The organism is Polaromonas glacialis (assembly GCF_000709345.1).
Taxonomy (GTDB): Bacteria; Pseudomonadota; Gammaproteobacteria; order Burkholderiales; family Burkholderiaceae_C; genus Polaromonas; species Polaromonas glacialis.
Genome location: NZ_KL448323.1, coordinates 342,925 through 356,626 on the forward strand (window position 1 = coordinate 342,925; position 13,702 = coordinate 356,626).

Genomic DNA, 13,702 nt, shown 5'->3' on the forward strand with positions numbered 1-13,702 from the left:
GAGGAAGATTCAATCACCCGGCGATTTTAGTGCGCCGCCTTTTGCCCGCCGGGTGCCAGCGCGGGCGCGGCGCGCTTTTGCAGCACCACCAGCGCGATGCCGCCCAGAATGGCGCTTGATGCCAGCACCAGTCGCAGGGTCAGCGGCTCGCCCAGAAAGGCGATGCCGCCGAGCGCGGCCAGCACCGGAACGCTCAGCTGCACGCTGGCCGCGCTCGTGGCTTTCAGTGCGGGCACCACGGTGTACCAGACCGCGTAGCCGATGCCCGAGGTCAGCGCGCCCGACGCCACCGCCAGCCAGACACCCGCCGCGTCCAGCGAGGCGCCACGGGACAGCAGCATGAACAGGCCCAGCCCCACGGCCAGCGGCGCGGCACGCAAAAAGTTCCCGGCTGTCACCCGCGTCGGGTCGCCTGCACCCTTGCCGCGCAGCGAATAAATCCCCCACGACATGCCGGCCAGCAGCATCAGCACCGAACCGGCCAGCGGCGGCGCCGACACGCCGGGCAGCAGCAGGCCCGCCAGCCCGCCAAAGGCCAGCACCAGGCCGGCGAGTTGCAGCGGCCGCAGCCGCTCGCCCGACCAGATGCCGTAGCCGATCATCAAGGCCTGGACCGCGCCGAACAGCAGCAGCGCACCGGTTCCCGTCGGCAGGCTGACATAGGCGAAGGAAAAGCACGCTGCATAGGAAAACAGCGCCAGCGCCGACAGCCAGTTGCCCTTGCCCGTTTGCGCGCCGCGCGCCACCGCCCAGAGCACCATTGCGCCGGACACCAGACGGATGGCGGTGAATGACGCGGCATCGATGCCGGTTTCCTTCAGCGCCAGCCGGCAGAGCAGTGAATTGCCGGCAAACGCGGCCATAGACATTGCGGTGAGCAAAAGGATGCGTAAAGGGGGCATGTCAGGGCACCGCCTGGTGGGGATGGTTGGCAAGGATGCCGGGAAGCGGAGGGTTTTCTTCGCAAGCCAGTGTGTCCCGCCAGGCGTTCACCCAGGCGGCCAGCGCATCGGCCACCGGGCCGGCCTGTGCCGCCAGCCCCAGAACGGTAGCCGCCCGGTTCAGCGCCGCCAGCGGATCGAGGGTGTCGAGCGCCTGCGCGCCGTTTTGTTTCGAGAGTTTTTCGCCGTTCGCGCCCAGCACCAGTGGCGTGTGCAGGTAATGCGGCGTCGGCAGGCCAAGCGCGCGCTGCAGCAGGATTTGCCGCGCCGTGTTGTCGGCCAGGTCGGCGCCGCGCACCACATGCGTGATGCCTTGCGCGGCGTCATCAGCCACCATGGCCAGCTGGTAGGCCCACAGCCCGTCGGCGCGCCTGAGCACGAAGTCACCCACCTCGCGGCTGACGTTCTGGTGTTGCGGGCCGAGCCGCCGGTCGTGCCAGACGACTTCTGTTTCCAGCATGTTGGTAACCGAATTTGCTATGAATTCAGTAGCTGATAGCGAACGCCCAGTTTGCGCAAAAGCACTATTATGTTCATTTTTATCGAGCTGCAAGCGCCAGGCGCGCGCAGGCCGCCCGTCCAGGCCCCTGCGGCAGGTGCCCGGATAGACCAGTTCGCCGTGCCGCTGCCGGGCTTGCCCCGACGCGGCCAGCACGCGCGCAATGTCCTGCCGCGTGCAGCCGCAGGGATAGGCCGTGCCGCTTTCAATGAGCTGATCGAGCGCCCGCTGATATAGCGCGCTGCGGTGCGACTGAAAGACCGGAGGCGCGTCGGGTACCAGCCCGCAGGCGGCCAGTTGCGTGAGGATCGTCAGTTCGGCGCCGTGTACGCAGCGCGGCGTGTCCACGTCCTCGATGCGCACCAGCCACTGGCCGCCGTGCGCGCGGGCGTCGAGCCAGCTGGCCAGCGCTGCGACCAGCGAACCGGCATGCAGCGGGCCGGTAGGCGAAGGCGCAAACCGGCCAATATAAGCCCTCACGCTCCCCGCTTTGCGTGGTTCGCTGCAGGATGTGGCCCCCATGTTCCCCACTTCGTGTGGTTCGCTGCCCCCCGAGGGGGTCGCTGCGCCTGCGGCCCGGCGAAGCCGGTTCCGTGGCCCCTGCTGGTGGGGAGGGTGCGCCTCCATGCGGCATTCGCTGGCCTCCATGCTGTCCGCCTCAACCCGTCAAAGAATCGCCAGCGCCATTTCCAGTCCCGACACGAAGCCGTCCTCTACCCGGTGGCCCAGGCACCAGTCGCCGCAGGCGCCGATGCGTGATTCGGCATCCCACGCATGCGTCTTGCCCAGCGGCTTGGTCGTCTGGGCATGGCGCCAGCGGTGTACCGACGCGTAGGGCGGTTCGGCGCGAATGCCGGTGACTTCGGTGAAGGCCTTGAGCAGCTTGCCCTTGATGCGTTCGGCATCGTCTTCGAGGTGGCGCTGCGACCAGGCGGGGCTGGCCTGCACGGTCCAGCGTTCGATCGGGCCGCGTCCGGGCTTGGACGACTCGCGCGCCAGCCAGGCGATGCGGTGATGCGTGCTGCGCGCCACGTTCCACTGCGGACCCAGGCTCGACAGAGTGGGCTGCTGCGCCTGCGGAAAGGCCACCATCAGCGTCCAGCAGGGCGCCACGTTCACGCCTGCCAGGTCGGCCAGCAGTGGCGTGGCCTGCTCCGAATCGCGCAGCAGGGCATGGGCTTGCGGCGCGGGAATCGCCAGCACCACGGCGTCAAAGCCGGAATGCACCCCGGCGCCCGGGCCGTCGGTCTGCAACTGCCAGCGCTTGGGGTCGAGCTTGTCTTCCTCGATATAGACCACGCGCGTGTCCAGCACCAGCTGGCCCGCGTCAAGCAAGGGCTGGGCCCACTGGCGGACCAGCGCATTCATGCCCGGCTTGGCCACCCAGTGGGCTTCCTTGGCCGGCAGCGAGGCGGCGACTACGCGGCCCAGGTCGTCCAGCACTTGCACACTGTTGGCGCTCCACGGCCGCACCAGTCCGGTGGCGGTGGCGAGTGCTTTCTCAAAGCGTTCGTCGCGTACGGTGAAATACTGCGCGCCGTGGTCAAAGCCGCCAAATTCGGTGGTGCGGGTGGCCATGCGGCCGCCGGCGCCCTTGCTTTTTTCAAAGACGGTGACGCGGTGCCCGGCCTGGACCAGCGTTCGCGCGCAGGTGATGCCGGCAATGCCGGCGCCAATCACGGCGATGTGGCGCTGTGCGGCGGGTTCGAAAAAGGAGTCGGTAAAGGGTTTGTTTGTCATGACTTTTTTACTTTTTCTGAGGTGAAGGAAAAGGTCGGGAAGAAATGGCATCGTGACGAAAAGTCAGGCATCAACGAACGCCATGCGCACACTCTACACCGCAGCCGGTGCCTGGCGGCCGCAAGCGCGGATTTATAGCGAGTGGGCGCGCTCCAGCAGCGCCTTGCGGGTGGCCGGATGGCCGAGCTGCTCCAGCCACCATTGCAGCGCCCGTCCTTCGGCAGCGGGCGTCGCGCAGCGCCAGGCATAGCGCATCGGAATCACACGCGGGGCGCGCTGCATCTGCTTTTCGACCAGCCGTCCGGCGTCGATGTGCGGCCGCGCCAGGTATTCCGGCAAGAAGCCGCCGCCCAGCCCGCGCAACTGCGCGTCGAGCTTTTCCTGCATGCCAGGCACGGTGAAAATGTCCTGCCCGCCCAGCAGCCCGCTGGTCACGCCGCTGCCCTGCTTGACCGAATCGGCCACCGCCACGGCGCGGTGCAGCATGAGCTGCGCATCGGGCACCGGCTCGGCGGCCTGCGCCAGCGGATGGTGCGGCGCGACGGCATAGACGAAGTGAATGGTGCCCAGCGGCCGGCTTTGCACCGACAGGTTGGGTGCGGGATCCAACGCCACGCCGATGGCCAGGTCGGCCTGGCCCGATGTCAGCGCCTCTAACGTGCCCGACAGCGCTTCCTCGCGGATTTTCAGGCGCGTCGGCGGATTCAATGCAAAGAAGGCTTCGCACAGTTCCAGCACGGTGGTGCGCGAGATCACGCTGTCCACCGCCAGCGTGAGCTGCGGCTCCCAGCCGGTGGCCACGCGCTTGACGCGGTTGGCTATCGCGTCGAGTTCGAGCAGCAGCCGGTTGCCTTCGCGCAGCAGTTCCTGGCCGGCCACGGTCAGCCGGGCCTGGCGCGACGAGCGGTCGAACAGCAGCACGTCAAGCGCGTCCTCGACCTGCCGGATGCGGTAGGTCAGGGCGCTGGGCACCACGCCCAGTTCGCGCGCGGCCGCCGCCATGCTGCCGCTGCGGTGGATGCTGTCGATCAGCCGGATGACTTCGGGCGTCAGCGCGTCGCGCACCGGATTGTGGGGTGCTGGCATGAGAATCCTTCAAATAATTTGAATGATGCCAGCAAACCGGCGCAATGATGCAAGCGCTGGCGGCACCTACAGTAAAGGCATTGCAACGCACCTTGAAAGGAGCATTTCATGATCACCTTACGGCCTTCGGGCGAACGCGGCTATGCCGACCACGGCTGGCTCAAGTCTTTTCATTCCTTTTCCTTTGCCGGCTATCACGACCCGGAGCACATGGGCTTTGGCAACCTGCGCGTCATCAACGAAGACCGCATTGCCGCCGGCCGGGGCTTTGGCACGCACAGCCACCGCGACATGGAAATCATCAGCTACGTGCTCAGCGGCGAGCTGGCGCACAAGGACAGCATGGGCAATGTCAAGGGCATTCCGCCCGGCGACGTGCAGCGCATGAGCGCCGGCACCGGCGTGCAGCACAGCGAGTTCAACCATGCCGAGGGCCAGACCACGCATTTCCTGCAGATCTGGATCCTGCCCAACGTCACCGGGATTGCGCCCGGCTACGAGCAGAAAACGTTTCTTGAGGCTGAAAAGCGCGGCGCCCTGCGGCTGGTGGCTTCAAACGATGGCGCGCAGGGCTCGGTGCTGATCCATGCCGACGCCAGGCTGTATGCCGGACTGTTCGATGGCGGCGAATCCGCCGTGCTGGCGCTCGATTCGAAGCGCAAAGCCTATGTGCATCTGGTGCGCGGCCAGCTGGAGGTCAATGGGCAGGTGCTGCATACCGGCGACGCTGCGCTACTCCAGGCAGAAGACCGCTTGAGCCTGGCAAAAGGCCAGGACGCCGAGGTACTGGTGTTCGACCTGGCGCCCTGAAAGGCCAGGCCGGTCACCGTCAACCACGCAGCCGGCTTGCCCGGCGGCTTCTTTTAATTCATCATTCCGTTAATTTTTCAAGGACTCAACATGTTTGCATCGCTTCAAAACCCCCTCTCGCTCATCGGCCGCGTGCTGCTGGCGCTGCTGTTCATTCCTGCCGGTTTCAGCAAGATCGGCGGCTTTGCCGGCACTGCGGGCTACATCGCTTCCAAGGGTGTGCCGCTTCCCGAGCTGGCCGCCGCCGCCGCCGTCGGTGTCGAACTGGGTCTGGGCCTGCTGCTGCTGATCGGCTGGCAGACGCGCTGGGCGGCGCTCGGCATCGCCCTGTTCACCGTCGTCATCACCTTCATCTTTCACAATTTCTGGGCCGTGCCGGCCGAGCAGGTCATGGCGCAGCAGCAGTCCTTCTTCAAGAACATCGCCGTGGTCGGCGGCCTGCTGACGGTGGCCGCCTGGGGCGCTGGCGCCTGGAGCGTTGACGGCAACCGGCGGGGTGCGTGATGCAAGGCGCCGCCGCTTCCAGCGAGCCGCTCGTTGTCGTCATCTACCACTCCGGCTACGGCCACACCCAGCGCATGGCGCAAGCCGTTGCGGCGGGTGCCGGCGCCGAACTGATCGCCATTGATGCCGAAGGCAACCTGCCGGCGGGCGGCTGGGAGGCGCTGGCCGCCGCTGACGCCATCATCATGGGCTCGCCGACCTACATGGGCAGCGTCAGCTGGCAGTTCAAGAAGTTCGCCGACGCGTCGTCCAAGCCCTGGTACACCGAGTCCTGGAAGGACAAGCTGTTTGCCGGTTTCACCAACAGTTCGGCGCCCAACGGCGACAAGTCGTCCACGCTGAACTATCTGTTCACCCTGGCCATGCAGCACGGCGGCATCTGGGTCAGCCAGGGCATCCTGCCCAGCAACAGCAAGGCCGCGCAGCGCAACGACCCGAACTTTCTGGGCTCCTACAGCGGCGCGATGGCGCATTCGCCCTCGGACGCCGGCGCCGGTGAAATGGCGCCCGGCGACCTGGAAACAGCGCGCAGTTTCGGCGAACGTGTGGCCGGTGTGGCAGAGCGTTTCCACCGCTGATGCGCGGTGCCCTGCGGCATCTCGGGACTTGTCTATTTTTTTCAAAAGGAAAACGCATGACGATTGAACTCCGGCTAGACCAAACCGCCACGCTCGCGCAGACGGTGCATATCCGCAGCCACGAACTGGTGGCCGATGTCAGCGAGGTCGAAGGCGGCGGTGACACCGGCCCCAGCCCGCATGACCTCTACGATGCCGCGCTGGGCGCCTGCAAGGCCCTGACGGTGATGTGGTACGCCCGCAAGAAAGGCATTCCCGTCGACGACATCCAGGTGCAGGTCGAGCGCGACGATGCCGACGAGCGCAAGGGCATCTACCGCCTGGCCACCACCCTGAAGGTGCATGGCGCCCTGAGCGATGCGCAGCTGAAGGAACTCGAAGCCGTGGCGCAGAAATGCCCGGTTCACAAGCTCATGACCACGGTCACGACGGAAATCACCACGCGGATGGAGCGGCTGCCATGAGCATCGACCTCAAACTGACCGGACACGACAAGGACCTGGGCGGCGGCTTCCTGGTCAGCCGCCTGCTGCCGGCGGTCCGCCGGCAATCGGTCGGGCCGTTTGTGTTCTTCGACCATTTCGGACCGCTTCAGGTGCAGGCCGGTGCCAACCATGACGTGCGGCCGCATCCGCACATCGGGCTGGCCACGGTGACCTACCTGTTCGACGGCGCCATCCTGCACCGCGACAGCCTGGGGTCGGTCCAGCGCATCGAGCCCGGCGCCATCAACTGGATGACGGCCGGGCGCGGCATCGTGCATTCCGAAAGGGCGCCCGACGACCTGCGGGACAAGGCTTATCGGCAGCATGGCCTGCAGCTCTGGGCGGCGCTGCCCCAGGCGCATGAAGAGGCGGCGCCCGACTTCGTCCATACGCCCGCCAGCGACATTCCCGTCGTGACTCTAGGGGCGGCCGAGGTGCGCGTGCTGATCGGCGAGGCATTCGGGCAGGCATCGCCGGTCAAGACCTTCTCGAAAACCGTTTACCTCGACATCAGCCTCGCCGCCGGGGGCCATCTCGACCTGCCGCCGCTGGCAGACGAACTGGCGCTGTACGGCGTGCAGGGCGACTTGGCGGTCGATGGCGAAGCGCTGGCGGCGCGCACCCTGGCCATTCTGGCGCCTGGCACGGCGTCGCGTATCAGCTCCGCAGCGCCGGCGCGTTTCATGGTGCTGGGTGGCGATGCGCTCGACGGGCACCGCCATATCTGGTGGAATTTTGTCTCCAGCCGCAAGGAGCGCATCGTGCAGGCCGGCGACGACTGGCTGGCGCAAACGATGGGGCAGGTCGCCGGCGACCCTGAATTCATTCCGCTGCCCGAGCGCAGGCCGCAGCCGGCGCAACCCGCGCCGCCGCCCAAAGCGTTTTACCTCTGATTTGCTTCTTTGCGCGCATCCGTTTTTGCCAGCAATCAGATTTTTTGTAACTGCTTGCCTTGCTGCAGGTCAACGGCTTGATCGGTCCCTGGTGTTGTCCTTAGCTTGGCCAAGCACAGGTTTGCGTCTCCTTTTGCCTGTTTCTTCTGTGGATTAAGGCGCTCACCCCTTAATCCACAAAAGAATCCACCCAAAGCCCAAGAACAGAAACAGAAACAGAAACAGAAACAGAAACAGAAACAGAAACAGAAACAGAAACAGAAACCGCAGCGGTCAAACCAGCAGCGTAAGTAATTACAATTTTTTCATCAAAAAGGCCGTTACCGCACATCCATCATGCACAAGCAGCTATAAATTCAGTAGCAAAAAACGACGGATGCCTTGCGCGCCGTGATCACCTGTCAGGCTGATTTCGCGCCGAGGTCGCGCGCCAGCCGCACGCCGCTGAACTGCCATTGCGCATCCGGCGGAAAAAAATTGCGGTAGCTGGCGCGGATGTGGCTTTGCGGCGTGGCGCAGGAGCCGCCGCGCAGCACGAACTGGTTGCACATGAACTTGCCGTTGTATTCGCCGACCAGGCCTTCCCAGGGCTGGTAGCCGGGGTAGGGGTTGTAGTTGGACTGCGTCCATTCCCACACATCGCCGAGCATCTGCGCGGGCGCGTCCAGGCTGGCGTGCTGCTGCGGCAGCGGATGGTACGCCCCGGTTTCCACGAAATTGCCCGGCTTGGCGCTGGAAGCGGGCAGCCGGCGCGCCGCCAGTTCCCATTCAAACTCGGTCGGCAGCCGCGCCCCGGCCCAGCGCGCCAGCGCATCCGCTTCAAAATAGCTGAGGTGGCAGGCGGGCGTGTTCGGGTCTACCTCCAGCAGCCCCTGCAGCGTGAAATGGCGGTAGCTGCACGCGTCGTTTTGCCAGTAAAGCGGAAGCTGCCGCTGCCCGGCCTGCACCCAGTCCCAGCCCATCGACAGCCACAGTTCGGGCCTTTGGTAGCCGCCGTCCGCCATGAATGCCATCATCTCGCCATTGGTGACCAGCCGGCTGGCCAGCTCGAACGGCGCCACGTAGGCCGGGTGGCGCGGGGTTTCGTTGTCAAAGGTGAATTCGCCATCCAGCCCGGCGTCAAAGCCATGGTGGACGAGTCCGCCTTCATAGGCATGCCAGCGCAGCGGCTGGGGCGCGGTGCTTGCCAGCGGCCAGTGCCTGGCATAGGCCGGATGCTGCGGGTTGAACGACAGCGCATGCCCGATGTCGGTCAGCAGCAGTTCCTGGTGCTGCTGCTCGTGGTGCAGGCCCAGGCCGATGAGCTGCCTAAGTTCCGCAAGGTCGGGCTCACCGGCCCTGGAAATCACGTCAAGCACGCGCGCATCGACCTGCGCCCGGTAGGCCAGCACTTCCTTCAGCGACGGCCGGCTGATCAGGCCCCGTTGCGGGCGCGGGTATTTGGCGCCCACGCCGTTGTAATAGCTGTTGAACAGCACGCGAAACCCGGCGTCAAACGGCTTGAAGCGCGGCTCGAAGCGCTCCAGCACGAAGGTTTCAAAAAACCAGGTCAGGTGCGCCAGGTGCCATTTGGCCGGGCTGGCGTCGGGCATGGACTGCAACTGGCAGTCCTCGGCGGTCAGCGGCCCGATCAGGCGTTCGGTTTGCGCGCGAACCTGCTCGAAGCGCAGCGCCAGCGGCAATGCCGGCGCGGCGGTGGGAAATGCGGTTTGAAAGGAGGGCATGGCGGGTTCCGTCAGGGTCAGGCTGGCAAGCTTCCCACGGCCTGTGGGGCATGGCTGTCAGACGATGCCCCAATATCGACGCGGGGTTTGAGTGCCGCGTCCACCGCGCGGCGGTCGTCGAACACAAAGCATTCGCCGTCGAAATGCGCGGGGCCGCAGTCCTCGAAATATTTCAGGATGCCGCCGTCGAGCTGGTAGACATGCTCAATGCCGGCTTCGCGCAGGTAGATCGCCGCCTTCTCGCAGCGGATGCCGCCGGTGCAAAAGCTCACGACGGTCTTGCCGGCCAGCGCGTCCCGGTGGTCCAGCACCGCCTGCGGGAACTCGGTGAACTTCTCCAGCCGCCAGTCGATGGCCCGGTGGAAGGTGCCCGCATCGACTTCATAGGTGTTGCGCGTGTCCAGCATCGCCACCGGCCTGCCGTCGTCGTCATGGCCCTGGTCGAGCCAGCGCCTGAGTGTGGCCGCGTTCACCGCTGGTGCGCGGCCCGCCGAGGGCTGGATAGCCGGGTGGTTCATGCGGATGATTTCCGGTTTGATCTTGACCAGCAGCTTGCCGAAAGGCTGGGCCGCCGACCAGCTTTGCTTGACGTCAAGGTCCTGGAAACGCGCATCCAGCCGCAGCCATGCCAAAAAATCATGAATCGCGGCGCTGTCGGCGGCCAGGAAAAGATTGATGCCTTCCTCTGCCAGCAGCACCGTTCCCTTGATCTGGCGCGCCGCCAGCGCCTGCGCGATGGCGTCCTTCAGTTCGGGCAACCGGTCGAGCGCCACGAACTTGTAGGCGGCAATATTCAGAATTTTCATGATGGCGCAATTGTAGGCAGGCGCTCCGGCGCAGGGCCCGGGCGCGCTGGCGGGGCGGCAGCATCCGGGCCGTTTCCCCAGACCTAAAATGAAGCGCATGTTTGTCCATCTTAGAATCCACACCGAGTTTTCAGTCGTTGACGGTACCAACCGCATTGATGAAATTGTTGAAGCTGCTGCCGCCGACCAGCAACCCGCGCTGGCCATCACCGACCTGAGCAACCTGTTTGGCACGGTCAAGTTCTACAAGGAAGGGCGCAAGACCGGCGTCAAGCCGCTGATCGGCGCCGACATCTGGCTCGAATCGCCCGGCAAGGACGCCGGCGCCCCGGCGTCGCGCCTGCTGCTGCTGGTGCAGGACAGCCAGGGCTACCTCAACCTGTGCGAGCTAATCACCCGCGCGTGGACAAAAAACGTGGTGCAGGGCCAGGCGGTCGTCAAGCTGCAATGGCTCCAGGAACTCAACGAAGGGCTGATGGCCCTGTCGGGCGCGCAGCGCGGCGCCGTCGGCCAGGCGCTGGTGCAGGGCGACAGTGCGCGGGCCGCCGAATGCGCGCTGCATTTCGCGGCGATGTTTCCGCAGCGCTTTTATCTGGAGCTGCAGCGCTCCGGTCATCCCGATGACGAACGCCATGTCACCGCCGCCGTGCAACTGGCGGCGCAGCTCAAGCTGCCGGTGGTGGCCACGCATCCGGTCCAGTTCCTGACCTACGACGACTACGAGGCGCACGAGGCGCGCGTCTGCATTTCGGAAGGCGAAATCCTGGGCAATGCGCGCCGCGTGCGCAAGTTCACCCGCGAGCAATATTTCAAGTCGTCAAGCCAGATGGAAGCGCTGTTTGCCGATGTGCCGTCGGCGCTGGCCAACACGGTCGAAATTGCCAAGCGCTGCAACCTGACGCTGGAGCTGGGAAAGCCGATGCTGCCCGATTTTCCGACGCCCGAGGTCAATGGCGTTCGCATGCTGCCTGAAGACTATTTCCGCCACACGTCCTTCGAGGGGCTGGAAGAGCGGCTGCTGCACCTTTACCCGTCCCCGTCGGTGCGCGGCGCCAAGCGGCCCGAATACGTGGCGCGGCTCGAATTCGAGATCAACACCATCCTGAAGATGGGTTTCCCCGGCTACTTTTTGATCGTCGGCGACTTCATCCAGTGGGCCAAGGCCAACGGCTGCCCGGTCGGGCCGGGGCGCGGTTCCGGTGCCGGCTCGCTGGTCGCCTATGCGCTGAAGATCACCGACCTGGACCCGCTGCGCTACAACCTGCTGTTCGAGCGCTTTTTGAACCCCGAACGCGTCTCGATGCCCGACTTCGACATCGACTTTTGCCAGAGCAACCGCGACCGCGTCATCGACTATGTGAAGGACAAGTACGGCCACGCAGCCGTCAGCCAGATCGTGACCTTCGGCACCATGGCGGCGCGCGCGGCGATTCGCGACGTGGGCCGGGTGCTTGATTTCCCCTACGGCTTTTGCGACGGCATTTCCAAGCTGATCCCGAACAAGCCCGGCCAGGCCGTCACGCTTCAGCTGGTTCCGGCCGACCGCAAGAAAAACGACAAGATGGTCTATGCGCTGGAGGCCGAGCCGATTCTGGCCGAGCGCGAGAGCAAGGAAGAAGACGTCCGCACGCTGCTGGAGCTCGCCCGAAAGTTAGAGGGCCTGACGCGCAACGTTGGCATGCATGCCGGCGGCGTGCTGATCGCGCCGGGCAAGCTGACCGATTTTTGCCCGCTGTATCTGCAGCCCGGCAGCACGTCGGCGGTCAGCCAGTTCGACAAGAACGACGTCGAGGCGATTGGCCTGGTCAAGTTCGACTTCCTGGGGCTGGCGACGCTGACCATCCTGGAAATCGCGCGCGAGTTCATCATGGCGCGCTACCCGGCGCAAAAAGACTTCAAGTTCGAGGACCTGCCGCTCGACGATGCGCGGGTCTACCGGCTGTTTGCCGACGGCAAGACCGAAGCCGTGTTCCAGTTTGAAAGTATCGGCATGCAGCGCATGCTGAAGGACGCGCGGCCCGACCGGCTCGAAGACCTGATCGCGATGAACGCGCTCTACCGTCCCGGCCCGATGGACCTGATTCCGACCTACATTGCCCGCAAGCAGGGCAAGGAAGTGCCCGAATACCCGGACCCGCGCGTCAAGCCCATGCTGGAGGAAACCTACGGCATCATGGTCTACCAGGAGCAGGTGATGCAGACCGCGCAGATCCTGGGCGGCTACTCGCTGGGCGGCGCCGACATGCTGCGCCGCGCGATGGGGAAGAAGGACGAGAAGGAGATGGCCCAGCACCGGGAAATCTTCCGCAAGGGCGCCGGCATCAACGGCTTGACCGAGGAAAAGGCCGACGAGGTGTTCGACCTGATGGAAAAGTTCGCGGGCTACGGCTTCAACAAGTCGCACTCCGCCGCCTACGCGCTGCTGGCCTACCACACGGCCTGGCTCAAGGTGCATTACCCGGCCGAGTTCTTCGCGGCCAACATGACCGTCGAAATGGACGACACCGACAAGCTCAAGATATTGTTCGGCGACGCGCACAAGATGGGCTTGACGTTTGAGGTGCCCGACATCAACCAGGGCGACTACCGCTTCGAGCCGATCACGTCCAAGTCGGTTCGCTACGGCCTGGGCGCCATCAAGGGCACCGGCCAGCAGGCGATTGCCGCCATCGTTGCCGCCCGCAAGGAAGGCGGACCGTTCACCTCGCTGTTCGATTTTTGCCTGCGCGTGGACCGCAGCAAGATGAACAAGCGCACCGTCGAAGCGCTGATCAAGGGCGGCGCTTTTGACAATCTGGAGCCGAACCGCGCCGCCTTGCTGGCCTCGGTCGAGCGCGCCTTTGACTTTTCCGCTGCCACGCAGGCCAACGCCAACCAGTGCGGGCTGTTCGACATGTCCGACTCGCACGCGGCCAGCACGCAGGAGCCCGAACTGGTCGAGGCGCCGATGTTCGGCGTCAAGGCGCGGCTGGTGCTGGAGAAAACCGCCATCGGCTTTTACCTGTCGGGCCACCTGTTCGACGAGGTGGACCAGGAAGTGCGCCAGTTCGCCAAGCGAAAGATCGAAGACCTGATCGACTCGCGCGAATCGCAGCTGCTGGCCGGCATCGTGACCGACCTGCGCATCATCAACGGCAACCGCGGCAAGCTGATCATCTTCAAGCTCGACGACAAGACCGATGCGCTGGAAGTGTCGGTGGACGAGGCGACCTTCAACGCCAACCGCAACCTGCTCAAGGAAGACGAGCTGGTGGTCGTGCAGGGAACGCTGCAGGGCGCGTCCGAGCGCTTTGGCCGGCGCTTCAAGATCACGCAGGTGTGGGACCTGGAGTCGGCGCGCTGCCGCTTCGGCAAGTTCCTGCGCGTGGCGGTCAACGGCACGGCGCCGGACATTTCAAGGCTGGTCAGGGATTTCCCCCCGCGCCAGAGCGGCCTGGCCGATCCGTCAGAGCCGGTGCGCGGCCTGCCGGTGCGGCTTAGCCTGCGCCGCCAAGGCGCGACGGCCGAGCTGCACCTGGGCGACGCCGCCCGTTTCTTCCCGACCGACGCGGCGCTGGCCAGCTGGACGGCGCAGGCCGACAACGGCCTGGCGCGCATTGTTTATGAATGAAATAGTGCTTTTGCGCAGGATGGGCG

13 protein-coding genes are annotated in these 13,702 nt (G+C 65.2%); 6 read left to right on the forward strand and 7 right to left on the reverse strand.

The window, feature by feature from the left end; translation table 11 throughout:
• Nucleotides 1-26 precede the first annotated feature (26 nt).
• From EC86_RS0101975 to EC86_RS0101990, 4 genes are all read right to left on the reverse strand, one after another.
• Nucleotides 27-902, reverse strand: a complete 876-nt coding sequence (locus EC86_RS0101975) for a DMT family transporter (RefSeq protein ID WP_029524033.1) — start codon at nucleotides 900-902, stop codon at nucleotides 27-29.
• Nucleotide 903: 1 nt separating this feature from the next.
• Complete coding sequence (gene gluQRS / locus EC86_RS0101980) at nucleotides 904-1,962, reverse strand: tRNA glutamyl-Q(34) synthetase GluQRS (RefSeq protein WP_051676094.1); 1,059 nt, start codon at nucleotides 1,960-1,962, stop codon at nucleotides 904-906.
• 144 nt (nucleotides 1,963-2,106) lie between these two features.
• Nucleotides 2,107-3,180 carry an NAD(P)/FAD-dependent oxidoreductase gene (locus EC86_RS0101985; protein ID WP_084181098.1) on the reverse strand — a complete coding sequence of 358 codons (1,074 nt, stop codon included), beginning with the start codon at nucleotides 3,178-3,180 and terminating at the stop codon, nucleotides 2,107-2,109.
• A 132-nt stretch (nucleotides 3,181-3,312) separates the two neighbouring features.
• On the reverse strand, nucleotides 3,313-4,266 hold the full coding sequence (locus EC86_RS0101990; RefSeq protein WP_029524036.1) for a LysR family transcriptional regulator: 954 nt from the start codon (nucleotides 4,264-4,266) through the stop codon (nucleotides 3,313-3,315).
• 108 nt (nucleotides 4,267-4,374) lie between these two features.
• On the opposite strand from EC86_RS0101990, the gene EC86_RS0101995 reads away from it, so the two are divergent.
• The 5 genes from EC86_RS0101995 to EC86_RS0102015 all read left to right on the forward strand — a co-directional run bounded on the left by EC86_RS0101995 (nucleotide 4,375) and on the right by EC86_RS0102015 (nucleotide 7,536).
• Complete coding sequence (locus EC86_RS0101995) at nucleotides 4,375-5,076, forward strand: pirin family protein (protein ID WP_029524037.1); 702 nt, start codon at nucleotides 4,375-4,377, stop codon at nucleotides 5,074-5,076.
• A gap of 90 nt (nucleotides 5,077-5,166) precedes the next feature.
• Nucleotides 5,167-5,580, forward strand: coding sequence for a DoxX family protein (locus EC86_RS0102000; RefSeq protein WP_029524038.1), 414 nt, complete (start codon nucleotides 5,167-5,169; stop codon nucleotides 5,578-5,580).
• Complete coding sequence (locus EC86_RS0102005) at nucleotides 5,580-6,158, forward strand: flavodoxin family protein (protein ID WP_029524039.1); 579 nt, start codon at nucleotides 5,580-5,582, stop codon at nucleotides 6,156-6,158. The genes EC86_RS0102000 and EC86_RS0102005 overlap by 1 nt, the downstream gene beginning before the upstream one ends.
• A 56-nt stretch (nucleotides 6,159-6,214) precedes the next feature.
• Nucleotides 6,215-6,622 (forward strand): OsmC family protein, encoded by a 408-nt coding sequence (locus EC86_RS0102010; protein WP_029524040.1) that lies wholly within the window; start codon nucleotides 6,215-6,217, stop codon nucleotides 6,620-6,622.
• Entirely contained in the window at nucleotides 6,619-7,536 is a 918-nt protein-coding gene (locus EC86_RS0102015) for a pirin family protein (RefSeq protein ID WP_029524041.1), read from the forward strand. The genes EC86_RS0102010 and EC86_RS0102015 overlap by 4 nt, the downstream gene beginning before the upstream one ends.
• 169 nt (nucleotides 7,537-7,705) lie before the next feature.
• Here the strand turns inward: EC86_RS0102015 and EC86_RS28455 are convergent, their stop codons facing one another.
• The 3 genes from EC86_RS28455 to EC86_RS0102025 form a co-directional block, all read right to left on the reverse strand.
• Entirely contained in the window at nucleotides 7,706-7,867 is a 162-nt protein-coding gene (locus EC86_RS28455) for a hypothetical protein (protein ID WP_156955169.1), read from the reverse strand.
• 70 nt (nucleotides 7,868-7,937) lie between these two features.
• Nucleotides 7,938-9,260, reverse strand: a complete 1,323-nt coding sequence (gene egtB, locus EC86_RS0102020) for an ergothioneine biosynthesis protein EgtB (protein WP_036771733.1) — start codon at nucleotides 9,258-9,260, stop codon at nucleotides 7,938-7,940.
• 17 nt (nucleotides 9,261-9,277) lie between these two features.
• On the reverse strand, nucleotides 9,278-10,066 hold the full coding sequence (locus EC86_RS0102025; RefSeq protein WP_029524043.1) for a sulfurtransferase: 789 nt from the start codon (nucleotides 10,064-10,066) through the stop codon (nucleotides 9,278-9,280).
• A gap of 97 nt (nucleotides 10,067-10,163) precedes the next feature.
• Between EC86_RS0102025 and dnaE the strand changes: the two genes are divergently transcribed.
• Nucleotides 10,164-13,676 (forward strand): DNA polymerase III subunit alpha, encoded by a 3,513-nt coding sequence (gene dnaE / locus EC86_RS0102030; protein ID WP_029524044.1) that lies wholly within the window; start codon nucleotides 10,164-10,166, stop codon nucleotides 13,674-13,676.
• Nucleotides 13,677-13,702: the final 26 nt, after the last annotated feature.

Excerpts from the sequence above, each read along its gene's own strand:
- EC86_RS0101985 (WP_084181098.1), bottom strand. The coding sequence starts at position 3,180 with ATGACAAACAAACCCTTTACCGACTCCTTTTTCGAACCCGCCGCACAG.
- EC86_RS28455 (WP_156955169.1), bottom strand. The coding sequence starts at position 7,867 with ATGTGCGGTAACGGCCTTTTTGATGAAAAAATTGTAATTACTTACGCT.
- EC86_RS0102025 (WP_029524043.1), bottom strand. The coding sequence starts at position 10,066 with ATGAAAATTCTGAATATTGCCGCCTACAAGTTCGTGGCGCTCGACCGG.
- EC86_RS0101975 (WP_029524033.1), bottom strand. The coding sequence starts at position 902 with ATGCCCCCTTTACGCATCCTTTTGCTCACCGCAATGTCTATGGCCGCG.
- EC86_RS0102010 (WP_029524040.1), top strand. The coding sequence starts at position 6,215 with ATGACGATTGAACTCCGGCTAGACCAAACCGCCACGCTCGCGCAGACG.
- gluQRS (WP_051676094.1), bottom strand. The coding sequence starts at position 1,962 with ATGGGGGCCACATCCTGCAGCGAACCACGCAAAGCGGGGAGCGTGAGG.
- EC86_RS0102000 (WP_029524038.1), top strand. The coding sequence starts at position 5,167 with ATGTTTGCATCGCTTCAAAACCCCCTCTCGCTCATCGGCCGCGTGCTG.
- egtB (WP_036771733.1), bottom strand. The coding sequence starts at position 9,260 with ATGCCCTCCTTTCAAACCGCATTTCCCACCGCCGCGCCGGCATTGCCG.
- dnaE (WP_029524044.1), top strand. The coding sequence starts at position 10,164 with ATGTTTGTCCATCTTAGAATCCACACCGAGTTTTCAGTCGTTGACGGT.
- EC86_RS0101995 (WP_029524037.1), top strand. The coding sequence starts at position 4,375 with ATGATCACCTTACGGCCTTCGGGCGAACGCGGCTATGCCGACCACGGC.
- EC86_RS0102015 (WP_029524041.1), top strand. The coding sequence starts at position 6,619 with ATGAGCATCGACCTCAAACTGACCGGACACGACAAGGACCTGGGCGGC.
- EC86_RS0101990 (WP_029524036.1), bottom strand. The coding sequence starts at position 4,266 with ATGCCAGCACCCCACAATCCGGTGCGCGACGCGCTGACGCCCGAAGTC.
- EC86_RS0102005 (WP_029524039.1), top strand. The coding sequence starts at position 5,580 with ATGCAAGGCGCCGCCGCTTCCAGCGAGCCGCTCGTTGTCGTCATCTAC.